The 25,882-nt window shown below is 39.0% G+C and carries 21 protein-coding genes and 1 tRNA gene; 11 read left to right on the plus strand and 11 right to left on the minus strand.

Features of this window, described 5'->3' with window-relative positions:
• Positions 1-109: 109 nt before the first annotated feature.
• Together P8O16_RS05330 and P8O16_RS05335 are read right to left on the minus strand one after the other, a co-directional pair.
• The gene (locus P8O16_RS05330) at positions 110-988 is read right to left on the minus strand and encodes a cation diffusion facilitator family transporter (RefSeq protein ID WP_300311611.1); all 879 of its coding nucleotides are present in this window, start codon (positions 986-988) and stop codon (positions 110-112) included.
• 80 nt (positions 989-1,068) lie between these two features.
• Positions 1,069-1,986 (minus strand): NAD-dependent epimerase/dehydratase family protein, encoded by a 918-nt coding sequence (locus P8O16_RS05335; RefSeq protein WP_300311613.1) that lies wholly within the window; start codon positions 1,984-1,986, stop codon positions 1,069-1,071.
• Between the two features lie 105 nt (positions 1,987-2,091).
• On the opposite strand from P8O16_RS05335, the gene P8O16_RS05340 reads away from it, so the two are divergent.
• The 4 genes from P8O16_RS05340 to P8O16_RS05355 all read left to right on the plus strand — a co-directional run bounded on the left by P8O16_RS05340 (position 2,092) and on the right by P8O16_RS05355 (position 7,298).
• Positions 2,092-3,729, plus strand: coding sequence for an FAD-dependent oxidoreductase (locus P8O16_RS05340; protein ID WP_300311615.1), 1,638 nt, complete (start codon positions 2,092-2,094; stop codon positions 3,727-3,729).
• Between the two features lie 252 nt (positions 3,730-3,981).
• Positions 3,982-4,323 (plus strand): PadR family transcriptional regulator, encoded by a 342-nt coding sequence (locus P8O16_RS05345; protein WP_300311617.1) that lies wholly within the window; start codon positions 3,982-3,984, stop codon positions 4,321-4,323.
• On the plus strand, positions 4,313-6,919 hold the full coding sequence (locus P8O16_RS05350) for an FtsX-like permease family protein (RefSeq protein ID WP_300311618.1): 2,607 nt from the start codon (positions 4,313-4,315) through the stop codon (positions 6,917-6,919). Before P8O16_RS05345 ends, P8O16_RS05350 begins: the two co-directional genes overlap by 11 nt.
• Before the next feature lie 22 nt (positions 6,920-6,941).
• Entirely contained in the window at positions 6,942-7,298 is a 357-nt protein-coding gene (locus P8O16_RS05355) for an STAS/SEC14 domain-containing protein (protein ID WP_300311620.1), read from the plus strand.
• A gap of 27 nt (positions 7,299-7,325) precedes the next feature.
• Here P8O16_RS05355 and P8O16_RS05360 read toward each other — a convergent pair.
• A tRNA-Ile gene (locus tag P8O16_RS05360) sits at positions 7,326-7,399 on the minus strand.
• Positions 7,400-7,499: 100 nt separating this feature from the next.
• Between P8O16_RS05360 and P8O16_RS05365 the strand changes: the two genes are divergently transcribed.
• The gene (locus P8O16_RS05365) at positions 7,500-8,129 is read left to right on the plus strand and encodes an HAD family phosphatase (protein WP_300311622.1); all 630 of its coding nucleotides are present in this window, start codon (positions 7,500-7,502) and stop codon (positions 8,127-8,129) included.
• Entirely contained in the window at positions 8,122-9,231 is a 1,110-nt protein-coding gene (locus P8O16_RS05370) for a site-2 protease family protein (RefSeq protein WP_300311624.1), read from the plus strand. Before P8O16_RS05365 ends, P8O16_RS05370 begins: the two co-directional genes overlap by 8 nt.
• A 13-nt stretch (positions 9,232-9,244) precedes the next feature.
• Here P8O16_RS05370 and P8O16_RS05375 read toward each other — a convergent pair whose 3' ends face one another.
• The 6 genes from P8O16_RS05375 to P8O16_RS05400 all read right to left on the minus strand — a co-directional run bounded on the left by P8O16_RS05375 (position 9,245) and on the right by P8O16_RS05400 (position 16,712).
• A complete protein-coding gene (locus P8O16_RS05375; RefSeq protein ID WP_300311626.1) occupies positions 9,245-9,541 on the minus strand; it encodes a rhodanese-like domain-containing protein in 297 nt (98 codons plus the stop codon).
• Between the two features lie 5 nt (positions 9,542-9,546).
• Positions 9,547-11,382, minus strand: a complete 1,836-nt coding sequence (locus P8O16_RS05380) for a T9SS type A sorting domain-containing protein (protein ID WP_300311629.1) — start codon at positions 11,380-11,382, stop codon at positions 9,547-9,549.
• Positions 11,383-11,386: 4 nt separating this feature from the next.
• On the minus strand, positions 11,387-12,127 hold the full coding sequence (locus P8O16_RS05385; RefSeq protein ID WP_300311631.1) for a PASTA domain-containing protein: 741 nt from the start codon (positions 12,125-12,127) through the stop codon (positions 11,387-11,389).
• Between the two features lie 146 nt (positions 12,128-12,273).
• Positions 12,274-15,348: a M43 family zinc metalloprotease gene (locus P8O16_RS05390; RefSeq protein ID WP_300311632.1), complete on the minus strand. Its 3,075-nt coding sequence runs from the start codon at positions 15,346-15,348 to the stop codon at positions 12,274-12,276.
• Between the two features lie 12 nt (positions 15,349-15,360).
• Complete coding sequence (locus P8O16_RS05395; protein ID WP_075350768.1) at positions 15,361-15,609, minus strand: NifU family protein; 249 nt, start codon at positions 15,607-15,609, stop codon at positions 15,361-15,363.
• Between the two features lie 8 nt (positions 15,610-15,617).
• Complete coding sequence (locus P8O16_RS05400) at positions 15,618-16,712, minus strand: Mrp/NBP35 family ATP-binding protein (protein ID WP_300311635.1); 1,095 nt, start codon at positions 16,710-16,712, stop codon at positions 15,618-15,620.
• Positions 16,713-16,872: 160 nt separating this feature from the next.
• On the opposite strand from P8O16_RS05400, the gene dnaG reads away from it, so the two are divergent.
• From dnaG to P8O16_RS05425, 5 genes are all read left to right on the plus strand, one after another.
• Entirely contained in the window at positions 16,873-18,810 is a 1,938-nt protein-coding gene (gene dnaG, locus P8O16_RS05405; RefSeq protein WP_300311637.1) for a DNA primase, read from the plus strand.
• Positions 18,811-18,896: 86 nt separating this feature from the next.
• Positions 18,897-20,108: a bifunctional 3,4-dihydroxy-2-butanone-4-phosphate synthase/GTP cyclohydrolase II gene (locus P8O16_RS05410; RefSeq protein ID WP_300311638.1), complete on the plus strand. Its 1,212-nt coding sequence runs from the start codon at positions 18,897-18,899 to the stop codon at positions 20,106-20,108.
• Positions 20,109-20,191: 83 nt separating this feature from the next.
• Positions 20,192-20,842, plus strand: coding sequence for a hypothetical protein (locus tag P8O16_RS05415; RefSeq protein ID WP_300311640.1), 651 nt, complete (start codon positions 20,192-20,194; stop codon positions 20,840-20,842).
• The gene (gene surE, locus P8O16_RS05420; protein WP_300311642.1) at positions 20,842-21,627 is read left to right on the plus strand and encodes a 5'/3'-nucleotidase SurE; all 786 of its coding nucleotides are present in this window, start codon (positions 20,842-20,844) and stop codon (positions 21,625-21,627) included. Before P8O16_RS05415 ends, surE begins: the two co-directional genes overlap by 1 nt.
• Before the next feature lie 103 nt (positions 21,628-21,730).
• Positions 21,731-23,617: a tetratricopeptide repeat protein gene (locus P8O16_RS05425; RefSeq protein ID WP_300311644.1), complete on the plus strand. Its 1,887-nt coding sequence runs from the start codon at positions 21,731-21,733 to the stop codon at positions 23,615-23,617.
• Here P8O16_RS05425 and P8O16_RS05430 read toward each other — a convergent pair.
• Together P8O16_RS05430 and P8O16_RS05435 are read right to left on the minus strand one after the other, a co-directional pair.
• Positions 23,614-24,486: an ABC transporter substrate-binding protein gene (locus tag P8O16_RS05430; protein ID WP_300311646.1), complete on the minus strand. Its 873-nt coding sequence runs from the start codon at positions 24,484-24,486 to the stop codon at positions 23,614-23,616. The two genes, P8O16_RS05425 and P8O16_RS05430, sit on opposite strands and share 4 nt — an antisense overlap.
• Before the next feature lie 73 nt (positions 24,487-24,559).
• Positions 24,560-25,882 (minus strand): MFS transporter, encoded by a 1,323-nt coding sequence (locus tag P8O16_RS05435; RefSeq protein ID WP_300311648.1) that lies wholly within the window; start codon positions 25,880-25,882, stop codon positions 24,560-24,562.

Below are 25,882 nucleotides of genomic sequence, written 5' to 3' on the forward strand. Positions count from 1 at the left end.
TATTCAAAATCTTTTGAAAAAAACTATTCTGGGTGTTTTGAATTTGATTTTGTCGCCATAAATACAGGAAAAGACCTAGATAAGGACTAGGTAGAATTTGATTTCCAAATTAAGGGTTCATGCTGCACTCTTCTTGATCTGCTTCAATCTCTATGGTGTAGTGTGAAAAAGGATAAGTCTTTAGCAGTTTTTTTATTTCGGTTTTAATTTCATTTAATTCAATTAAAGTTTCAATTGGTTTGAGCTTTACATGAACTGTAAAAACATGGTGCTCACCTTCTAGTGACCAAATGTGCATATGATGAACAGAATCAACTTTTTCCACTTCACAGATTTTTGATTTGATTTCATCCAGCGACACATCTTCCGGTACGGCTTGGAGAAAAATCATAATCGTTCCTTTTAGATTTTTGAAAACATTCCAAAGGATAAATATTGAAATGCCTAGTGAAAGGGCTGGGTCAAGCCAAGGGATTTCTTTGAAATAAAGAACTATTCCTGCTATTAATACAGCTGCCCAACCTAAGACGTCTTCAATCAAATGCCAACTGATTACTTTTTCGTTTTGAGATGATCCTTTAGATACTTTAAAGGCTGCGTACCCATTGACGAAAATGCCAAGAAGGGCAAATAGTATCATTCCCTGAGCATCTGATTCCTCCGGATTTTGAAAACGTTGGATTGCTTCACTGATAAGATAGATCGATCCTAGTAAGAGGATCAAGGCATTGACAAAAGCTCCAGCTAAAGAAAAACGCTGATAGCCAAAGGAAAACTGGCTGGAAGCTGATTTCTTAGACTTCTTATCCAGATACCAAGCCAAGCCTAAGGAAAAACTGTCTCCGAGATCATGAACTGCATCCGAAAGAATTGCAACCGAATTGGTATAGATTCCTCCGACAATCTCCAAAATGGTAAAAGCTAAATTGAGGAAAAAAGCTAGTTTAAGATTTGAATGGGAATGATGGTGAGAATGATCGTGGGCCATAATAAATTCTTGAATAACAATTCAAGATAGAAAAAGAGACTTGCAAGCTTATTGCAAGTCAAAGTCTGATGTAAACTAATTTAAAGACAAGAATATAATCCAACTTCAATTGGAGTTGGTTTCAAGCCATATACTTTCTTGATTTTTGAGGAATCAAAACAATAATCCGAATCAGTCTGATAGCGTAGCTCCTTGACTTCGCGAAGCGGAGCAATAAATAGTCCTAGCAAACTCACAGCAAAGGCCGGAAGAACCTTAAGTTTTAGATTTTTTCCGAGTTTCTTATTTAAGATCGTAGTGATTTCCTGACCTGATGGATAAGCCGGATCAGTAGGGAGATGCCAACTTTGATTCCAGGAATCCTCTTGTTGAGCTAAAAAGGCAGTAGCCTTTCCGGCATCTGGGATATAGGTGAAGGAATGTTTTTTATCTCCAGCATAAAGCCATTGTGGACTTTTTCCCGCTTTCATTTTATCGATTACCAACTCATTCAAAAAGCTATTAGATGCGCCTGGTCCATAAAAGTCAGCGGCTCTTGCTACTAAAGCAGTGAGTTTTCCTACTTTGACATCTTTCCAGAGCATATCTAAAATTTCCTTTCTTACTTTCCCTTTTTCACTTTGCGGAGCCATGGTACTATCTTCAGTCAGGTGACCAACTTCATTGGGATCGAAGGCATACATATTATCAAAAAAAACCAGCTTTGCTCCATGTGAAATGCAGGCATCCAGTGCATTTCGCATAATTATCGGCCAGTCTCGCCTCCAGATTTTTTTATTGTATTGAATTCCAGCTAAAAGGAAAACAACATCTGAGCCTTTCACAGCCTTTGATACTTCTGCTGCATTCAGAAGATTTCCTGGGAAAAGCTCATCTGAATCGTTTACTTTTTTTGGATTTCTGCTGAATTGCCGGATTTGATTCTTGGGTTGTGCCAAAGCTTTGGAAACTTCTTGGGCAATATTGCCATTGGCGCCTAAAATCGTGTAAGTAGCCATGATGAATAGTCGGTATATAGGTTGGAAGAAACGTGATTCTTATGTAGCTTTTGGTTACTTCAGTTCCCTTAAAGTTCTGATTTTCTAATTTCTATCCATCATTCTATGAAATTTATTTTATCGCTTTTTCTCCTTTTGTACTGTACGGTTTCATTTTCTCAAGATTACTATCAGGCAGATATTATTATTTATGGGGGCACTTCTGCGGCCATTACTGCTGCAGTTCAAGCCAAAAAGCTTGGGAAATCGGTTATTGTCGTATCTCCTGACCAGCATTTAGGAGGCCTATCTTCTGGAGGCTTAGGTTTTACCGATACGGGGAATAAATCTGTGATAGGCGGACTTGCTCGTGAATTTTACCATCGGGTTTATCTTCATTATCAAACCGATTCTGCCTGGAAATGGCAAAAGCGAGAAGAATATGGGAATAAAGGTCAGGGAACTCCGGCTATGGATGGAGAAAATCGCACGATGTGGATTTTTGAACCGCATGTTGCGGAGGGGATTTTTGAAGATTTTGTGGCAGAAAACTCCATTTTAGTCATGCGTGATGAATGGTTAGACCGAACTACAGGTGTACGAAAGGAGGATGGTAGAATCAAATCAATTAAAACCCTTTCAGGGAAAGTATTTGAAGGGAAAGTATTTATTGACGCAACCTATGAAGGAGATCTGATGGCCGCTGCAGAAGTGAGCTACCATGTCGGTCGCGAATCGAATGCTACCTATGGGGAAACCTGGAATGGCGTTCAAATTGGGGTTTATCAGCATAGACATTATTTCAAAAAACCGGTGAGTGCGTATCAAATTCCAGGAGATCCCACGAGTGGCCTTTTGCCAGAAATTTCATCAAAACCTCCCGGTGTAAATGGACAAGGAGACACTAGAATTCAAGCGTATACTTTTCGACTGGCCATGAGTAAAAACCCAGCTAATCGAGTTCCTTTTGAAAAACCAGAGAACTATGACCCTGCACGGTATGAGCTATTGGCGCGTGTGTATGAGACTGGATGGGACGAGACTTTCGATAAATTCGATCCCATTCCAAACCTAAAGACCGATACTAACAATCATGGGCCTTTTAGTACGGATTATATTGGCAAAAACTACGAATACCCTGAGGCAAGCTATTCAGAAAGAGAGGCTATCATAAAGGATCATGAGATCTATCAAAAGGGTTTACTTTATTTTCTTTCCCATGATCCACAGGTTCCCCAAAAAGTCAGAGATAAAATGGCTCAATGGGGATTGGCAAAGGATGAATTTAAAGATAATGGGAATTGGCCACATCAGATCTATGTCCGTGAAGCAAGAAGGATGATAGGGGGTTATGTGATGACGGAACACGATGTTTTGGGTGATAAAGAAGTGCCTCAGCCTATAGGAATGGGCTCTTACTCGCTTGATTCTCATAATGTCCAACGTTTTGTGACTGAAGACGGTATGGTTCAAAATGAAGGAGATATAGGCGTTCACCCGAAAAATCCTTATTCCATTTCCTATGGTACGCTAATTCCAAAAAAATCTGAATGCGAAAATTTGCTGGTGCCGGTTTGTGTTTCGAGTTCTCATACAGCTTTTGGGTCGATCCGAATGGAGCCTGTATTTATGATTCTAGGGCAGTCAGCTGCAGCAGCTGCAGTCTTAGCGATTGATGGTGGACTTTCTGTTCAGGATATTTCATACCCAAAGCTTGAATCGATTTTACTTCAAGAAAATCAGATTTTATCTTTGGAGTATTGAAAAGCCTATTCAAACTCCGAGATCGCAAACCATTAAAAGTAATGGTTCTAGGTCTATTCAGAATTACAAAACTTTTAAAATTCACTTGTGTAATTAAGGATAGTTTATTAAACTTTTCTAGCTCGATTCTCACTATTCATTTTTTAAAAAAAAACTCATCCCTGATCAACTCTATTTCATCACATTTATTTGTTTTACAAATAAGGATAAAATATATTAGATTCATATTTGTAAAAGTAATAGAAACAAGAAATGAAGGGATATCATTTAGGAGAGCTGGAAGAGTTAGTTTTGCTTACAGTAGGTATTCTGGATCAAGAGGCTTATGGAGTCTCTGTTTTGGAAGAAATTAAAAACCAAACTGGGCGAAAGGTAAATATCAGTGCAATTCATACTGTTTTGAATCGCTTGGAGGAAAAGGGATTTTTAGATTCTCAAATGGGTGGAGCCACTGAAGAAAGAGGAGGTCGACGTAAGCGGCTCTTTCGAATCTCCGCAAGTGGAAGATCGGCCATTACCGAAATCAGAACTTTACGAAATAAGCTTTACGATCAGATTCCGCCTCTTTCTTTAGATTTTTCTCATGGATACTAAGCGGAAGTATTTCCCTCCAAAATGGGCAGATCGGTTCCTTGAGTTTTACTGTGTGCCTTTTAAGTTGGAACAGATTCAGGGCGATGCTTATGAGTTATTTTACCTAAATCTCGAAGACAGAGGCCTGGCTTATGCTCGGTTTAGGTATTGGATTCATGTCCTGAGCTTTTTCAGATGGAGTAATATCAAGCGTACAAAAACCAACTATTACACTTCAAATTCCACTGCCATGTTTAAAAATTACCTTAAAATCGGATGGAGGAATCTCCTCAAACAGAAAGCCACCACTTTTATTTCGGTCTTTGGGCTAGCCAGCGCGGTAGGTTGCTGCCTAGTAGCATATCTCTTTATAGCCAACATTTGGTTTAAAGGGATGCTACAACCCAATAAGAATGAAATCTATCAGTTGACCTATACGATTGATGAGGAAGAAGGTAAGGTTACCTACGGCACTGTAGCAGAACCAATTGCTGAATTACTCTCAAATGAATTTACTCAAATAAAATCCCAAAGTAGGGTAAAGCAAGGGTTGCCAATTTTGATCTATCAAACTGAAAGCTTCTACCAGCGCGTAAATTATGTTGACCCCGGCTTCATGGATATGTTTGTGTATCGCATGGAGTATGGCTATCCGCAAGCATTGACTGAGCCGGATCAGGTGATCTTGACTTTTGAGCTTTCAGAGAAGTTATTTGGTGATACGCATCCTGTCGGCCAAGAGATCAGCCTGGTGACTGATGGAGAAGAGAAACGATATAAGGTAGGTGGAGTGATGAAAAAGTTGAATGATATGGAAATATTCAATTTTGATCTTTTGGTAAATTTGGAATCTATCGAATCGGAAAAGCCACAAGTCTCTTTGAAACAATCTTGGGATGCTGAACTATGGACTTTTGTACAATTGGAGAAAGGTGTGAACCCTGCAGAACTTCAAGCTGGTTTAGCCTCAATAAAAAAACGACAAAACGAAATCAATTCGGGAAACCCTTACCTCAGTTTGGATTTAATTGCCTATACCGATTTGGTGTATCAAATCGGGAAAATTGAAAAAGGTGTGCGGAATTTTTTAGGATTGGGCCCGCAGATTTTGTTAGGAGCAATAGGACTATTTATTCTGATTTTGGCAGTTTTCAATTACATCAATATTTCTATTTTGATGGCTTCTAGGCGACTAAAGGAAATCGGTGTTCGAAAAGTTATTGGAAGTCGGAGAGGACAATTAATCGCACAGTTTTTAAGTGAGAATCTAATCGTTTGTTTTTTCGCGTTATTCATCGGTTGCCTTTTGGCAATATTTGTATTGCTCCCGGGTTTCAATCAGGTCGCTTCGAAAAGTCTGAAGCTCGACTTGCTTCATGACCCCTACTTATGGATGTTTTTGATCGGATTGATGGGATTCATCACTTTAGTATCCGGTCTTTATCCCGCTGTTTTTGTATCAGGTTTTAAGCCGGTGACTATCTTAAATGGTAATCAGAAATTGGGATCTAAGAGCTTTATGACGAGTGTGTTACTTACTTTTCAATTTACGCTAGCAATCATCAGCATTGTGGCTGGTGTTGCATTTCTCCAAACTAACTACCTCAATGAAAATCGGGACTGGGGCTATGATAATTCGGATAAAATTATTGTGAATGTACCTGATACGAAAGCATATTTCACTCTGAAGGATCAAATTTCAGCCATTGCTTCAGTAAAAGAAGTGAGTGGAAGTGAAAATTTTATAGGTAATGGGGCTGAGGAAAAAGAAGTGACATATCAAGAGCAAAAGTATGAGGTGGATTACCTAGAAGCGGAGGCAAATTATGCAGAGGTTCTTGAGTTAAGATTGATTTCGGGAAGATTTTTGAATTCAAATCTAGTCTCTGATCAGACGCAATCCTTGCTAGTCAATGAGCGATTTATGACAGAATTGGGATTGAGTTTTCCAGTAGAAGAATCGATTGTTTTGGATTCTGTAAATTATCAGATTGTGGGTGTAGTTGAAGATTTTCATATGACTTTCTTCCAGCGGCCAATTGTACCGATGGTCATTCGTTCTGGTTCTGATTCTATTTATAACTACCTGACGCTCCAAATGAGCCCTGGAACTGCACTTTCAGCCATGGATTTGGTGAAGAAAACCTGGCGAGAGGCGATTCCCGCAGGACTATTTGAAGGCAAGCTTCAGGCAGATGTTTTTGAGCGTGAGTTTTCCGATGTGCGAGGTATCCAACACATCATCATTTTTGCGGCCGTTTTGGCTGTGATTCTGGCTGCAATGGGTTTGTTTGGACTAGTTTCTTTGAATATGAATTCGAGGATCAAAGATTTCTGTGTACGGAAAGTATTCGGTGCAGGGACGAATGAACTGACTAGAAAACTATTCAAGCGCTATCTCATCAGTTGGGGAATTGCTTCGATTCTAGGAGGATGCTTAGCCTTTGTGATGGTGAATCAATTCCTAGATAGCTTTTTTGCGTTTCATTCTGGGGTCGGTTTTATTCCACTCACCACAGGTTTGTTGGGATTGCTTTTGGTGATAGGTCTTACGGTGAGTTCACAAATCTTCAAAGTAATGAAGGCAAATCCAGCGGACATTTTGAAATCGGAATAAGATTAACTTAAACCCAGAAACAATGCAAGTGGATTTTGACGCTAAGGAAAGTCTTTTGGTTTATACTATTGATGGGGTAATTGATAAATCGTTTATGGATGAATTGAGGGCTTTTCAGTCAAGGTTGGAACCAGATCAAAAGCTAAGAGTTCTGGTTATTGTCCCGCAATTCGGGGGATATAGAAGTTTTGCAGCAGCAAAGTCAGCTTTTTTATTTGATTCTAAAATACTTCCTCATTTGACTAATTATGTGATGGTAACTTATCTTAGATGGCTTCAATATCTAATCAAAATGATCGGTCTATTCTTTCCGAAGATTGAATTCACGACTTTTGACTTAGATCAAAGGGAGCTTGCTTTAAAGTGGTTGAAAAAATAAAAGCCATCCGAATAATCGGATGGCTTGTGGGCCCACTTGGAATCGAACCAAGCACCTACTGATTATGAGTCAGTTGCTCTAACCGAATGAGCTATAGGCCCTTTTCCCTTTTCATGATTTTTAGCCTGATTTGGCTTGAAACCTTGGTTTTGGGAGTGCAATGTTACATATTTGAAGGGATATTCACAACCCCAATTTCGAATGAAAAAAACGCTAGACGCGGACTTTTTAATTTTTGACCTAGGCAATGTCATCATTGACATAGATTACCGAGGCTCGATCAACCGAATCAAACAGGAACTTCCAGAGTCAATTCACCCTAAAGTCGATACCTTTTATCTCACTGATTTTCATAAAGAATACGAAAAAGGAAGGATAAATTCTTCACAGTTCAGAGATGAAGTTCGGACCTATTTTGGAGTAGATTGGGAAGATCAAAAAGTTGATTTTTTATGGAATAGTTTACTTGGAAAAATTCCTGGAGAAAGATTAAAATTGGTTAAAAAACTTAGAGAAAATTTTCAGGTAGGAGTCCTTAGCAACACAAATCTCATTCATATTCTCGGAGTAAATGAAATCTTGAAGACAGATCACGGATTGGAAAATTTTGATCCGATATTTGACTGGGTGTTTTTGAGTCATGAAATGGGGTTGTCCAAACCAAGTCTGGAGATCTACGAAAAAATGGTTAATGATTTACATACCACTGCCGACAGGGTGATCTTTTTCGATGACTTGGCAGAGAATGTAAGTGGTGCTCGAGAAGTAGGTATTCAGGCAGTTCATGTGACTGGGCCTCAGGTTATTTTTGACTACTTCAAAGATGTATAGCGGCAAAGAATACCTAAAACACGGCCTGTTATTTATAATCACCTTAATCTTCACCACTTTTGCGGGCGGGGAATGGGTCTATGGTAAATCCATCATAGCCTCCGGTGATGATTTTCTTACTTTGGAATACTTCTGGAAGTCGATGGCTTATTCCATTCCATTCATAGGAATCTTGCTGATTCATGAACTTGGGCATTTCTTTACTTCCATTTACCATAAGGTAAAATGTACCTTGCCTTTCTTTATTCCAGGCTGGCTTGGGTTTATTGGAGCTCCGTCTATAGGAACATTTGGAGCGGTGATTCAGATGAAAGGCTATGTGAATAGCCGTAAAAAATTCTTTGATATAGGAGTAGCGGGTCCATTAGCAGGTTTTGTGATTGCATTGGGGGTACTGGCTTACGGATTTATGACCTTGCCTGAGCCAGAATATATTTATTCCATTCATCCTGAATATGCAGATCCTGACTTCCAAGGGTATGGCGAGGAAGTATTAGAATTTGAATTGGGTGATAATTTATTGTTTAATGGGATGGGGAGGCTTTTAGCTGATCCTAATCGACTTCCTGAGATGTCTGAGATGATTCATTATCCCTATCTTTTTGCCGGCTATTTGGCCTTGTTTTTTACTGCATTGAATTTACTTCCGATAGGCCAGTTAGATGGAGGTCATGTGATTTTTGGGCTATTCCCGAGAAAACATCGTGAAATATCATTGACAGCTTTCACACTATTTATTGGATATGCTGGTATAGGAATTATAAGCCCTTTTTTACCCCCTGAAGAACTGATTTTTCGAATTCCCCTTTACTTAGGTTTTCTGTATATCTGTTATTCTAAATCCGGATTACAACTCCAGTCTAGAATTGCTTTAATTTTATCTTTGGCAGCATTTCAATATTCGGTTGCCTTTTTCCAGCCTGACTGGGAAGGTTATCAAGGCTGGTTATTTTATAGTTTCTTACTTGGAAGAGTGATGGGGGTTTCACATCCAGAAGTGTCGGGGCACCAGCCTTTGGATAAAAAAAGGCAAGCCATTGGTTGGCTCGCCATTATTATTTTCATTCTTTGCTTTTCTCCACGACCCTTTATTTTCGAATAGGGGCGAAGAGGACTTACATATTTCGATAAGCCATAATGCCACCCAGTGTATTTCTTACTTGAGTAAAACCCTTAGAGGTTAAGAAGTTTTTAGCGTTTCCGCTTCTTGCTCCTGATCGGCAATGGATGATAATTTCGGAGTTTTTATAATCTTCCAATTCATCTAACCGATTGGGTAATTCGCCCAAAGGGATGTTTTTTGCACCTAGATTATCCTCTTCATATTCCCATTCTTCTCTTACATCGAGAAATAAGAATTTGTCTTTATTGTCTAATCTTTTTTTCAGGTCCTGTACAGTGATATCTTCCATAAGTTTTATTTAACTAATATTCTGAATGATTCGATTCCATTTTCTCGAGCGACATTAATGACATAAATCCCAGGTCGCTGTCCTTTAAAATTAACAATTTCTCCATTGGTTGTGAGTTCTCTCTCTAAAAATATCTCTCTACCGAAAGAATCAAAGATCCTGATTTGGCCAAAAGCACCTTCTACATTTAAGAAATTTTCAACTGGATTTGGAAAAATTCTCAAATTTTCGTCTGGAATTTCACTTTGTTCAAAGGGAGCAGACAAGCTAATATGTGGGCGGATCATCAGTGAGCCTTTCACTTCTTCATTTTGCGCCCACGCACCTGCCACATTGTAATAAATTCTGTCACCAAAGTCATTGGTTTTGTCTAACCCTACAAAAATAAAATCATTGGTAAACTGAGCAAATCCAATATAATATGTTCCAGTGACCCTGATGTTTGTGTCCAAAGAATAATAGATGAATTTCTCGTTTGCCTCCTTTACCGGTATCAAGTCTTCTCTTCTGAATATCGGGTCTTCGTCCAGCTCCTTCCAGATATAAATATCTATGGCTTGATTAGCCTGTCGAGGATTAGTGAAATTAATAGAAATACCTTTAATGAAAACTTCTTCGGGTGTTTGATATTCTACCGCCAAAAACCCTGATTTCTGGTTGATTCCTGCCGCATAATCTGCCGAGCCATTATCATAAGCAAAGAAATCACGAACGGGGAAATAGGATCGAACCGTATCGTTAGCCCTAAAATCGACGTCCTCAAATCTCGTGGTATCTCCGGCAATAACATTAAATAAAAAATCGTCTCCCGAAGTTAATTCTGTGATGATTGCCAATTCAGTTTCTTCGCCGGGGACAGGAAATCCATCAAAAATTCTACTTTCAAAAACACGTCGCTCATTTGAATTTGGTACTGGGTTGAAAGGAGTATTAGCGTTAATTGAAAAGATGGAATTGTCAGTAGTGTCAAGAGCTAAAATGGTGTATTCCATCGCTCGAAATCTATTCTCAAGGTTTAAGAATTCATTTTCAATAGTGGACCATACACCATTTTGGTTTCCTTCCAATAATGCTAGTGGATATGCTCCATAATCAGCTAATCTAAGCTCATTTCTACGAGTCAAACTTCGGTCTGGGAAATTGACTTCATTTTCAGTTCTTCCAGTATTAAAAAAAACATAATCAACCAACCAGCTATCGAAAGGTCCGGAAAGTCTGCCTTGCGTAAAAAATCGAAACTGGAAATTATCGTGTTGGAAGTCAGGGGTTACTTGAATCGACTCCTGCGAGAAATTTTCCCGGTCTAATGATACTCCCCCAAACTGTCTCCATACTGTAATCCAATTTCCTTCCGGATTTAAGAATTGAAGAATTAACTGATCATTTTCATCCGGTAATTCTCCTCTTCCACCGGCTTGCCAAAAGAAGCTAATGAAAAGACTATTTTGATCTATTTGGCTTATAGTGCTAAGATCAAATGGTTTGGACGTTACTTGATCTGCATCTCCTTGTTCTGTCTGTTGTAAAGAGTATGGGCTGCCATTTTGATCCACTCCATCAAATAGAAGCATTCCTATTGAAGGAGCATTTAATCCGATAGTTTCCGTATAGGAAGTACCAGAAAAAGTCCATTTCAAAGTATCCAAACCTCCGGAAAAATCATCCCAGAAGGGGAGCCTATTTCCATTTTGAATTCTACTCCCAAATTCGTTTGGTGAAAAGGACTTTATTTTGGTATTTGGAATTGGAGCAAACTCCACAAACTGGGCTTGAGCCAGATTTACGATTCCCAAACTCATCATGAGTCCAAGTAATCGAAAAATGTGAAGTTTAAATTCCATTCAATTAAAATTTTTCTTTCGAAATCCAGAGTTCAATCAACTCGCCAGTTTTGACTTGCATATCTGAGGTAGGTGATTGTTTAAATACTTTTCCTGAAGGAACGGTGTCATTTTCAATAAAGTATTTTTCGCCAATTCGAAGACTTGATCCCAAAATCAAAAACTCCGCATCGATTTCGTCCATTCCGATCAGGTTAGGGACCGTCAAAATTTGATTTCCAAGACCATCACCTACAGTAAGGTCTATTCTGGCCCCTTTTGGAATCTCTGCTCCCTCCTTAATATCAACACCTTGGTATTTTTGTCCTAATACCACATTAATCCCAATATCCGGTACATAGATGATCTCACCACGTTCTAGTCCCATATTAGCTAATATTTCCTGAGCATTTTTAAGTGGATTATTGATCAAATTTGGCATTTTGAGCATGGGGGCATTTCGAGCGTTTAGCGTAAGGTAAATCCTTCTCCCACTTTTTACCTGACTATTAGCCTCAGGGATTTGCTTCAAAATTGCCAAAGGCTTTTCATCCGTACTGAAACTTGAGTCTACAGAAACCTGATATTGCAAGCCTGATTTGGAGAGTATTTCGACCCCTTCGTCAAAGGTGTATCCTGATAAATCCGGAACAGATACTGTTTCACCATGATTGGTGTACATTGGTAGATACACTTTTAAAAAAAGGAAGCCTAATAAAATGGTCAATCCAAAAATGATGGATAGTGTGATGATTATTTTTTTCAAAGCCTTATGGAGTCGTATTCGTTTGAAATTAAGTAAGCTAAAGATATTGGGAATTTTGAATCCTACCAACGAAGGAGTTTTCAAAAACTGATAATTTCACCTTTCAAAAAATAAGCCGAAGTGGTTTTCTTCGGCTTATTTTGACTTTAATTAATAATTAATCTCCTGGTATCCCGGACTGTATCACTAGTGATTTTAATTATAAATACTCCGGGGGAAAATAGTGATGTGCTGAAGGAATAGGTTTGGTTTAAAGTATTTGGATACTCAATTTCCTGAACAACAGCTCCAGTACTGGAAATGATTTGTATTGTAACTGTTTCCAGTCTAGATAAGTTAAATGCGATATTAAAGAATTCTGTTGCTGGGTTTGGATATAATATCGTCATGCCCTCAGATGGAATTACCGGATTTGGATTGGCGCTTAGGAATAGCTCGACATTATCGAGAAAGAGTGGAGAATCTGTTTCTGAACCTCCTTCAAGAACGAAAGCTAATCGAACTTGATTTTTACCTACCCCTGCAAATTCTGTAAGGTTTACATATTTTCTGATGTAGTCGTTGGCATTGTTTGGATTTGCTTCGCCTATCTCTACAGTAGAAAGTTCGGCTCCCGTAGCTGACCATACTTCAGTATAATTCTCACCAGCATTGTCACTGGCGAGGAGTTTTAATTTTGTTTGCGAACTTACCTGTCCTACAGCATAGTCGAAGAAAACACTTGCTTGACTGCTAACTGTTAAATCAAAAATCTGTGTTCCTAACCAATAGGAATTATCATTCTTCAAAGTTTGAACTCTAGCGACATTGCTAGGACCATTCCCATTTGTGACAGCAAATACGGTCCAAGAAGTAGAATTTTCCTGCGGATTTATCGCCAGCCAAGGATTGAGTTGCGAGCTATTGTTGAAATTCTCTCTCCAAGGGACAATCGTAGTGGATCGATCTTCTAGCGCATAAGATCTAAAACTATCTGCGTTCCCAGCGTTTTGATCGAAATTAGGCTCAAATACAGTGAAGTCTAGTCTGTTTACACCTTCTGTTGTAGTGTTATCCCCTGTAAGATTAAAGGTTTCACCACCGCTTACAGCATTTCCGCTCGCAATAAAGGTTTGAGTAGTAGCTCCATTTGTACTTCTGGAAAACAGGAATTTAGAAACAGGAAGATTCCCCGTGTTTCTCAGTTGGATAATTTCATTTTCATGTGTCCCGTCAGAGATAGGAGCAGGGACAAGCAACTCCTCAATTTTCAATTCGTAATTTAATTCTTCTGTCGGAGAAATTCTAATATTTTTTAGATAAACATTATTCCCGTATGCATTCTCATTAATTATTGCTATTCGGACTGAACCGAGGTCTGCATAGGCTGCAAGATTTACAATTTCAGTTCTAAACTGACTGGACTCCGTAGGGATAAATTCATCCAATAGTGCGGGGGAGGTTTCCAGGCGTTGGCCACTTTTTGAATAAGTGGAATTTGCAATATCGAATGTATTGCCGCAATCCTGAGAAACTGCCACGATCAATCGGTCTTGAAAACCTTGTTGGTTGTAAGGTGCGTGAGCCATTTCAAAAACCAATTGGGCATTTGGAAATTCATTTAAATTAATGATCGGAGAAATAAAATAATCAAGCTGCCCAGGGCCTTCGTATTCATAGTTTCGAATATAAATCATCTCCTCTGCCTCACCTGATATTTGCAGAGATGTTCTTTCCCATCCAAAGTTGTTGTCTGGGTTTTTGATTGTCCATGGATTTGGAAAGTCGGAAAATGAAAATGAATAAGGTAGGTCTATTGAGTTCTGTAAAATCGGGTTTACAGTTTTTACATTGTTATCAGCATTTTGATCAGTTTGATCATTCACTTGTGTGATTCTAAATTCAATTGCATTTTGGTCAGCAACTAAATTGAAGGGGCTAAATGAAAATAAAGCACTTTCTCCGGTTGTTAGCGAAAAAGTGAATCTTTTACTTTCAATCAAGTTTCCATTTTGACGAAGTTCCACTCTTCCTGAAGTAAGAAGATTGTTTCCAGCATTCAAAAGCTCAATTTGTGGGTTGATTTCAATTCCACAAGCAAAGTCTGAAGGTTCAATTACTCTTGAAATAGCTAGATCAAGGTCAACTAATTCTGGTGAAATTGTCGCCCGATTATTCACTAACGTTATTCTTCTTGGGCTATTAGCCAAAACCACATTAAATCTTTCGATTTGACCTTTGGTGAAAAGATTCATACACGCATCAGGAGTGTAATCCATGTAGTTCTGAATCATATCATTAGAATCACAACTGAACCTTGAAGGATTTGCGGTGCATGAATTGTTGGAATTATCCTGAAGTGGTGTATCAGTCACAAAATCATCTACTCCACAACCACCATCTCCCCAAATATGCCTCAGACCGAAATAATGGCCTACTTCATGAGTTGCAGTTCTTCCTAAAGAGGCTGAAATAGCACTTCCTCCGACACCAAAAAATCTATAATCAATGGTAACCCCATCAGTAATACTAGAGAAGGGAGGGAAATTTAAACCTGGTAAATCTGACACTGGAAAAGAGGCGTAGCCAATAAATGGCTGAACGAGCGGTACAACCCATATATTCATATAAGTTGCAGGATCCCATTGGGATAATTGACCTATAATTGTGGCATCGTCTGGGGAATAGCTGGTTTTGGTGCCTTGGACACGAACTATCCCGTCTGTAGGCAGTCCTGAAGGGTCTTGTTTTGCTAGAACAAACTCAATATTTGCATCGCCAGCTGCGGGAAGGAATTCAGCTGGAGTTTGGCTTGCGTCAGCGTTTAATCTTCTAAAATCCTCATTAAGGATTCTTATTTGTTCTTCAATCTGACTTAGTGGAATATTCGTCCCATTGCCAATTTCTTGCCCATTGTGAATAACGTGAACTACCACAGGGATCAATCTTACTTCTTCATTGATTTTTGCTAAAATCTGTGGCTGACTTTTAGCGATCTCAATTTTCCCATCAATCCAAGACTCAAAAAATGTCTTTGAGCCAAAATATCCCATCTCCTTCTCAAGTTTTGCTTCGAGAATTCCATGACCACATTTTTCATTGTGATCATGGGTGGTCGTGTTGCTAAGATTTCCTGTGACGTTGACAGTTTGGAATTGCTGAGCATCAGCTTCACTAAAAAATATAACTACTCCTAGAAATAGGAAAATGGTTTTTTTTAAAAACCCAAACAGTTTGTTCATCAAGAGGAGAGATTAGGCTTCTGTGAGATTAACTGCTTCTACTCTGACGATTTCGGGAATAGCTCTTTTAATTGCTTCTTCTACTCCAGCTTTTAGTGTCATGGTAGACATAGGGCAGGAACCGCAATTCCCAAGCATTTCTATTCTTAGAACCCGATCTTCTGTCAACTCTACTATCCGAACATTCCCTCCATCCGCCTCCAAATAAGGTCTTATGGTGTCAAGTGCGAATTCGATTTGTTCTCTTAGTTCTGTTGTCATTTTTTCAATTATCCTTTTATCTCTACTACCTCGGTTTTGCCTTGTGAGGCATTTCTGATGGCGACTTGGCTTGCAACTGCTTGTGCCAAATTCATGTATGCATCTTGAGTTAATCCTTTTTTCATCACAGCCGGAAATCCGGTATCTCCGCTCTCGCGGATGCTTTGAATAATTGGCACTTCTCCCAGAAAAGGCACACTGTATTTCTCTGCTAATCTTCTACCTCCTTCTTTGCCAAACAGGTAGTATTTATTGTCTGGTAGCTCTTCGGGTGTAAAATAAGCCATATTTTCAATAACACCTAAAACGGGAACATTAATTTGTGGCTGTCTGAACATTGATAATCCCTTATTAGCATCTGCAAGAGCGACTTTTTGTGGAGTGGTCACGATTACTGCGCCAGTTACAGGTAAGGTCTGCACCATGGTCAAGTGGATATCGGAAGTTCCGGGAGGTAAATCGATAAGCAGGTAGTCAAGTTCTCCCCATTCGACATCAGAGATGAATTGTCGCAATGCCGAACTCGCCATTGGTCCCCGCCAAACTACTGCACTATCTGTTGGAGTTAAGAATCCAATAGACATCAGTTTTACTCCGTATTGGGAAATAGGGATAATTGTATTCTTTTCTCCAATTTTTTTAACAGCAGGCTGCTCCCCTTCCACATTAAACATAGTCGGAATGGAAGGTCCCGAAATATCTGCATCTATCAGTCCTACTTTTGCTCCAGTTTGTGCCAGGGCAACGGCCAAATTGACAGCTGTCGTAGACTTTCCAACACCACCTTTGCCAGAGGCAATCGCGATAATATTTTTCACCTGAGGAAGGATAGGGGTCGCATTTCTGATAGTAGTCACTTCTGAGGTCATGTTCAGATCCCAGTTGATGCCCGTCCCAAAGTCTTTTTCCAATTCTTCTAGGCAATTATTCTTGATCACCTCTTTCAGAGGACAAGCCGGAGTGGTAAGTACGACATTGAAGCGAACAGTATTCCCCTCTATTTCAATTTTTTGAATCATACCAAGGGTCACTAGATCTTTTTTCAAATCTGGATCTTGTACTCTTGAAAGGGATTTTAGGATTGAGTCCTGTGTTAATTGCATGGGTAATGTGGAAATTTTTCGCAATTTAGAGCATCTCATGCTCTTTATGAAGCGACATTTTAAATGTATGAGAATTAACTTAGGGATAGAGGAAATAGTTCTGCGAGATTTGTTTAAGATTAAATCGCCTAGCGACTAACTTTGTTCTAACAAATAATTTATGGGAATCAGTAAGCTTACCACGGATAAGGTTAAAGAACGCATGGACATCGCAGAGGTGGTCGGTGACTATGTTCCTTTGAAAAAGAAAGGCCAAAACCTTTGGGCTTGTTGTCCATTTCATGGTGAAAAAACACCTTCTTTCTCGCTTTCCCCGGCCAAGCAGATTTATAAATGTTTCGGTTGTGGTAAAGCTGGTGACCCGATTCAATTTATAATGGATATCGAGGGGGTCGGGTTTCAGGAAGCGATCCGACACCTTGCCGAAAAGTATGGGATCGAGGTTGAGGAAGATCAAGATCGTACTCCAGAACAAGATCAGGCCCAAAATGAGCGGGAAAGTCTTTTTATTGCTTTAGGTTTTGCAAGAGATTTTTTTGTTAAGAATCTGCAATCTGATGAAGGAAGATCCATCGGACTGAGTTATTTCAAAGAGCGGGGCTTTACACCTTCTATTATCGAGAAATTCGACTTAGGATATGCTCTTGATGGATGGGATAATATGTTGAAGGCTGCAAAGTCAGCAGGTTTTCAAGAAGATATCCTTCTCAAAGCTGGCTTGGTTTTACAAAAGGAAGGAGATCCATCGAGGATTTATGATCGATTTCGAAACCGGGTAATTTTCACGATTCACAATATCAGCGGAAAGCCGATAGGCTTTGGTGCAAGGATTCTTACGAAAGACAAAAATCAACCCAAATATATCAACTCCCCTGAAACTCCAGTCTATCACAAAAGTGATGTGCTTTATGGGATGTTTCAGGCAAAAAAAGCAATTCGGGACAAGGACAACTGCTTTTTGGTAGAAGGCTATACGGATGTGGTATCCATGCATCTTTCCGGTATAGAGAATGTGGTAGCCTCCTCTGGAACCTCTCTTACCGACGGACAGATTAAATTGATCAAGCGATTTACCAATCAAGTGACAGTTCTTTATGATGGAGACTCTGCCGGGATTAAAGCTTCGTTGAGAGGAATTGATTTGCTTTTGGAAGGAGGGCTTAATGTAAAAGCAGTGGTTTTTCCAGATGGAGAAGATCCAGACAGTTACTCTAGGAAGGTTGGTTCTGAAGCATTTCAAGCTTATTTGGCCTCAAATAGTCGTGATTTTATAGGTTTTAAAATTGGACTCTATCAGGAAGAATATGCCAAAGACCCTATTCGCAAAGCAGAGGTAATCAGAGAAGTGGTATTAAGCATTGGAAAAATACCTGATCCGATTATTCGATCGGTTTATGCTAAAGAAGCTTCTAATTTATTGGAAATTGAGGAAGAGATTATTCATGCAGAATTGAATAAATCTATTCTAAAAACGCAAAAAGATTTTTACAATAAGCAGAAGCAGGAAATTGAGGCAGAGGAAGCTATTCAAGAAATTCTTCCTACAGAAATTGAAACTTCTTTTGAAGAGATTCTTCGAATTCAAGAAAGAGAAATGGTTCGGATATTGGTGAATTATGGAACCCAAAAGCTGTCCGAGCAAGAAATTTCCTTATCAAGTTACCTTTTGTCTGAAACAGAAGATTTAGAATTCAGTACTCCGGTTTATGCTCGTTTGTTGAAACTGTACAGATATGCTTTGGTAAAAGGACTAATTCCCACAGTGGAGTATTTTATTGGTCTAGGAGATCAAGAGATCCAAAAAGAAGTGATTGATTTGGTTACTATGCGCCACGAAGTATCCGTTCACTGGGCCGACAAGCATCAAATAATCATTAATAAGGAGTCGGATGATTTATCATTGACAGGGTACAAAACTATATTAAGGCTCAAGCGGAAAATGGTTCAGAAGATGATGGAAGAGGCAAAGCTGAAACTGAAAAACGCAGAAATGGAAAAATTGCCTGACCAACAAATTATTGGTTTTCAGGAGCTTTATTTTGAATTGAAAAAAGTCCAATTGGAGATAGATAGAGAGCTGGGAATTGTGATTGGTTGAAACCAAACTTTATTTGGTGTAATCCTGTTTTAAACTGAAAGCGTGTAAATTTGCACCTCCAATTAGAAAATGTAAACCCAAGTTTTGTGGAAAATATAATTCTTGATCCGATTGAAGATGCAATCGAAGCGATCAAAAAAGGAGAAGTAATCATTGTAGTAGATGATGAGGATCGTGAAAATGAGGGTGATTTTGTATGCGCTGCAGAATCTATTACTCCTGAGATCGTCAATTTCATGGCAACTCATGGGAGAGGTTTGATCTGTGCACCATTGATAGAAGACCGCTGCGAACAGCTTGGTCTGGAGTTGATGGTAGGAAGTAATACAGCAGCATTTGAGACGCCATTTACCGTTTCTGTTGATCTTGTGGGACATGGTTGTACAACTGGTATTTCAGCATCTGACCGTGCTAAGACAATCAAAGCTTTGGTTGATGATTCAATTCATCCTTCTGAATTAGGTAAGCCCGGACATATCTTCCCATTGAAAGCAAAAAGAGGAGGAGTTCTTCGAAGAGCAGGCCATACCGAAGCGGCAATAGATTTAGCTAGATTAGCTGGCTTTTCTCCTGCAGGAGTATTGGTAGAGATCATGAATGAAGATGGATCTATGGCTAGACTTCCGGATTTAGTGCATGTCGCAAAGAAGTTCAACCTGAAACTTATCTCTATTAAAGATTTGATCGCATATCGATTAAAAAATGAATCGTTGATCAAACGAGAGATAGGAGTCGAGTTACCTACAACATATGGTGATTTTGATTTGATTGCGTTTCGTCAGACCAATACCGAAGAGATTCACATGGCCTTGATCAAAGGCACATGGACAGAAGAAGAGCCGATTATGGTTCGTGTTCATTCGTCTTGTGCTACAGGAGATATTTTTGGGTCTTGTCGTTGTGATTGTGGCCCCCAACTTCACAATGCCATGAAGATGGTAGAGGAAGAAGGAAAAGGAGTGATTTTATATATGAATCAGGAGGGAAGAGGAATAGGCTTGATTAATAAATTGAAAGCTTACAAACTTCAGGAGCAAGGAATGGATACGGTACAAGCTAATTTGGCTTTAGGTCTTCCAATGGATAGTAGAGATTATGGAGTAGGAGCTCAGATATTACGTGACTTGGGCGTTTCCAAGATTCGTTTGATCTCAAATAATCCAAAGAAAAGAGTTGGACTTCTTGGATATGGTTTGGAGATCGTAGAGCAGCTTCCAATCGAAATAGTTCCAAATCCTCATAATGAGCGATATCTTCAAACAAAAAGAGATAAAATGGGGCATAATATTTTAAAGTAGAATGCTGTTTTATTGACCAAAGTCAAAGATTTCTAAATGCATTCAATAAACTGCTTTAATATAATTACGTAGAACAGGGAATGATGAAAAGTACGATAGTCAAAATTTGGATATTAGCCTTTCTCCTAGTGTTAGGAGCAGGAGCGGTATCTGCGCAAAATCAATTTCCTTCGCAAATTTTCCACAAGGGAAATATTTATGGCACGGATGGACAAGTATATTCTGGCTTGGTAAAGTACGATTTAGTAAATAACCTTGTCCAGCTTCAGAACGAAACCATCACTACCTTCACCGCCTCCAATGTCTCATATTTTGAGATTTTTGACGAGGTATTCGGAGGACTTCGAAAGTTTTACTCTTTGCCCTATGCACTTAATGGAGATTATGAGACACCTATTTTCTTTGAGGTCCTTACCGAAGGGGAAAATGTAGCACTACTTTGTAGAGAATATATTGCAACCGATTCTCGAAATATGGGTGCAATGAATACCATGGGCATGAATCCTTTTTGGGGTCCACCGACTATGATTGGATATCGATTGGCGTTCAATTATTACTTTTTCAAAAATGGATCTATAGATCGATATAGCCTCAAGAAAAAAGACCTCTTTGATATGCTCACCGGTCATGATGAAGAAATTAGTCTTTTTATGCGAAAAAACCGATTAGAACACGATAAGCGAGGAGATTTACTCCGCATCACAGCTTATTACAATGAACTCAACAAAAACTAATGTCAAAGCCACTAATTCTCGTCTCTAATGACGATGGAATCACTTCTAAAGGAATAAGAGTTTTAGTCTCTGTAATGAAAAAACTTGGTGAGGTGGTGGTGGTAGCGCCTGATAGCCCTCAATCTGGGATGGGGCATGCGATCACCATTGGGGAGACTCTAAGACTTGTGGAGGAGGATATTTTTAAAGATGTACAAGCTTATAAATCCAGTGGCACTCCTGCTGACTGTGTCAAATTGGCCAAACACCATGTTTTAAAGAACAGGACTCCTGATCTAGTAGTAAGCGGAATCAACCATGGGTCAAATACTTCAATCTCGGTCTTATACTCAGGTACAATGTCGGCAGCTATCGAGGGTGCTTTGGAGGGATATCCTTCTATTGGATTTAGCCTTTGCGATTATTCTTCCAAAGCGGATTTTTCACATGTGGAAGAATGGGTAGAAAAAATAGCAAGACAAGTCCTTGAAAATGGAATCCCAAAAGGGATAGCGCTGAATGTTAACTTTCCACCGAAACAAAATCAAACTATTCAAGGAATTAAAGTTGTGCGGCAGGCAGACGCCAAATGGCAAGAGGAGTTTTCCGAACGTTTTGATCCTACAGGGAGAAAGTATTATTGGATGGCTGGAAATTTTGTCAACTTTGACAAAGGGGAAGATAATGATGAATGGGCTATTGCAAATAATTTTATCTCTATTGTGCCCTGTCAATATGATCTTACAGCGCATCACGCAATTTCCCAAATGAATAAAGACTGGAATTGGGATGAATTAAAAGTTTAGACTTTAGCATACTCCAATTTATTTCCTTACAATTTTCTGTACTTAAAAGTAGAGATAGGTGTCGAATATTATTATTTTGCGATCCAATTGAAATTTATTGCCCTTGTTTAAATTAACCTGTTTTTCGGTCTTCCTTTTTTTTATTTATTCGACCCACGCTTATTCTCAAGATCTCGATACTGATAGCCTTAAGGCAGTTCTTTCAGAATCTGAAGGTAATTCAAGAATAAACACTCTTAATGAACTTGGAACTAATCTCAGAGAGATTTCTCAGGAAGAGGCTATGTCTTATTCTATAGAGGCTGAGCAACTGTCCAAAGAATTGAAGAATAAATCTGGGGAAGCTAAAGCAAAAGAAAATATTGCATGGATCTACTATCGTCAAGGGCAATGGCAGAAGAGTTTCAGCTATTCTGAAAAAGCCTACGAGTTAGCTCTTCAAGCCTCAGACTACGGAGAGGCTGCAAGGATATTAAATAATTTGGGAGCGTTATATTATGAGCAACAAAACTTTTCCATGGCTATCGTTCAGTTCAAGGAAGCTTATCGAATCTCCAAATCCACGGATGACCTTTACACTCAAATTCGAAGTTTAAATAATGTGGGATATAATTTCATCCAATTAGGAGAATTAGATTCTGCTCTTTACTATGCCAACAAGTCCATTGAAACTAATAGAAATGCTGGGTCACCTTATTTAACAGCTTTTACATTTCGAATTATTGGGGATGTTAATTTGGCTAAAGCTGAACTTGATCTAGCGGAAGCTGCTTTTCGAAAATCACTCGATTATGCAGAAATACAAGGCATTTTAACATTAAAAGCTAGTCTCTTACATCGGTTGGGTAATACTTTATTACAGAAAGGAAATCTTGTAGAAGCTGAAGAGTTTTTAAAACGGGGAATCAAATTATCTTCAGAAAACTCTTTTTTAGACGAACTAACTAAATCCCATAAGTATCTCGCAAAAGTTTATGAGGCAGAAGGAAAAATTGCAGCTGCTTTTGAGGAGCAGTCGAAATATTTGAGTTTGAATGATTCTCTACTAGGTCAAACAAACAAAGATCGATTGGCTTTGCTTCAGGGGATGTTTCAGGATAATCTAAAAAAATCAGAATTAGAATTACTTCAGGCTCAAAATGAAAATCAAGCAAATCGACTCCAATTTATTAATAGGATTGTTTGGGTGATTAGTATTGCAGGGGTTCTGATATTGATGTTGAGTATTTGGCTGGTTCGGTTAAATAAAAAGAAAAGAGAACAAAATATTGATCTGGAACAAAAATCTAAAGAGCTCGAGAAAATCAATCAAGCAAAAAATAAACTCTTTTCAATTCTAGGACATGACCTAAGAAGTCCAATAGGTCAGGTAAAAAACTGTGTTGATTTGCTTCTAGCCGGAGAACTTGAAAAGGAAGAGTTCGAGGAATTGATCGGGAATATTAAGAAGGATGTGGATACAGTTTATCTCACTTTAAATAATACACTAAAGTGGTCCTTGACTCAAATGGAAGGGTTCAAATTGAATAAAAGAGAGATTAAATATTCAGATACTGTAAGTTCTATATTGGCATTGATCAAGCCTCAATTGGAAGAAAAGTTGATTCAAATTCAAAGTGACTTTCAAAATGAATTGCCTATCATGGCAGATCCTGATTTGATCGAAGTGGCAATTCGGAATATAATTACCAATGCCGTAAAGTTTTCCAAGCCGGGAGATAATTTAATTATAAAATCTTTAGGATATGGGGAAAGTGTAAAGCTCTGTATCACAGATCATGGAGTGGGGATGACTAAAGATCAAATCAATCAAATTCTCTCTGAACGTATTACTATTTCGGACTCAAAACCAGGCACATTATCTGAACAAGGATCCGGACTTGGACTTCAGATCTGTAAAGAGTTCGTTAAAATGAATGGGGGAGATCTTAGCATAGAAAGTACACCCAATCAAGGCACCACAGTTTGCATAGTGTTATCTAAGGCCTAATTCTCTACAGTCAGTCTATCCATTATAAGAAAATCTTCTGGCTTTTGAATTGACTTTAGAATCCCAAGTTCGACCATTTTCTCCATAGAGCTGTTCAGTTCTTTTCTTGAAATGACTGGCTTTGTTGCCCAATCGGTTTCAGCAAACCAGAATTCAAGATCTTTCTCATTTAATCCATAGGCTTGAGAAATCTCTGAAATTGTACTCTTAGTGCTTTTTAATTTTGAAGCTTCTGAATACACCAAATCTCTAAGCTGAAAGATAACCTCACCAAATTCTTTCAATGCAGCATTTGTGGCGACGACTACGAAGCAAGCCCAAGGGCTAGGAACCTCTCCGATAAGTTTCATTTCTCCAGAATCTACCCAAGGTTTGGTAGTGAACTTCTCCCAAAGAAATATCTCGGGATGAGTCGGGTTCATGTGTTCAAGTGCACCAGGAAGATTGCCCACTATTTTGAACTCTAAATCTTGAGTCTTCCAGTTTTCTCTTTGTGCCAAGACAAAAGCCATAAGGTAAGAGCCAGACCCCAGTCTTGAGATTAAAAAATCATGTTTTTTCAACTCATGTACAGAGTTTTCGATTGATCCTCCTGGAATATGAATTCCCCAAATTAAGGGTGAGTTCACATGAAAACCAATCATTTTTGAAGGGTTCCCCACTTCAAAATCCTTGAGAAAGCTCTCCGTTAAAACAATCGCTAGTTCGGTTTCATTTTCCCGCAAAGCTTGATTCATCTGACCAGACCCCCGGGATTCATCAATCCATTCCAGTTTAATTCCCTCGGAAAGAAAAGGTTGGCGAGCTATTACTTTTTTCCAAGGGTAATTGAAATGTTCTGGTACTCCAGTGATTCGAAGTGTTTTCATGTCAGTTTATTTTCCTAAAAATAAGAAAGCCGATCCCAAATAGAACCGGCTTTCCAATATTTTATAGGATTGGTTAGTCGTGTGTGACTTTGCGATCAGTGATCATCAGGTTGCTTAATCCAGCCAATATGAGAAGTAACCCAGCCAATAGCATTGTATTGATCACAGCCTCACCGAAAATTAATTTATATAGAAAGTTAACCCCCCCAAGTGCTGCAACTATTTGGGGTATCACAATAAACATATTGAATATACCCATGTAAACTCCCATCTTTTTGGGTTCTACAGAACTGGAGAGCATGGCATATGGCATGGAAAGAATGCTGGCCCAAGCTATTCCAACTAGAGAAAAGCAAATATGGAGCATCCATGGTTCGGAAATAAAATAGATTAAAATGAAACCACAACCTCCTGCTATTAAACTCACCAAATGGACAAGCCTTCTGTTTATCTTGATTTTGCTGGCCACATAGGCCAAAATCAAGGCATAAAACATGGAAACTAACCCATAAGTACCCAAATAATTCCCCACGCTATCGGCTGCATCATTATAAGCTGCAGAACTTGTATCTGTCGCTCCAAAAATATGCTCAGTAATTGCAGGCGTAGCGAAACTCCACATGGTAAAGAATGCAAACCAGGAGAAAAACTGAACTAGGCCTAACTGCTTCATAACCTTAGGCATGGAAGCAATATTTTGAGTGATCTCTTTGAAGCCAGAGAATGCACCTTTATTTGCAGCTTTTTCCCTTTCAAACTCATCCATATCCTCTGGAGGATATTCTTCTGTGGTAAAAATGGTATAAACAATAGAGGTGAAGAGTACAAAAGCTCCTATCGCAAAAGCATATTTCACTGAATCAGGAACCACACCTTCAGGAGCAGTATTCGGAACGCCCAATTGGGTCATCATCCAAGGAAGATTTGAGGCGATCCAAGTCCCTATTCCTATTACAAGTGTTTGTACTACGAATCCATAAGATCGTTGAGAATCAGGAAGCTTATCTGCTACCAATGCTCGGAAAGGCTCCATACTGATATTGATTGATGCATCCAATATCCAAAGTGATCCTGCCGCCATCCACAATGCAGAGGAATATGGTGCAAAAAACAAGGCAATAGTGCTTAGTACTGCTCCGATAAAAAAGAAGGGTTTTCTTCTTCCAAACTTTGGATGCCATGTGCGATCGCTTAAATAACCGACTATGGGCTGTACCAATAAGCCTGTCAGTGGAGCTGCAATCCAAAGAAATGGAATGGCATCTTTATCTGCACCAAGTGTTTGGAAGATTCGAGACATGAATCCTCCTTGTAATGCAAATCCGAACTGAATTCCTAGAAATCCAAAACTCATATTCCAGATTTGCCAGAAACTTAAATTCTTCTTTTGGGTCAT

Source organism: Algoriphagus sp. (assembly GCF_029254265.1).
In the GTDB taxonomy this organism is placed as follows: Bacteria; Bacteroidota; Bacteroidia; order Cytophagales; family Cyclobacteriaceae; genus Algoriphagus.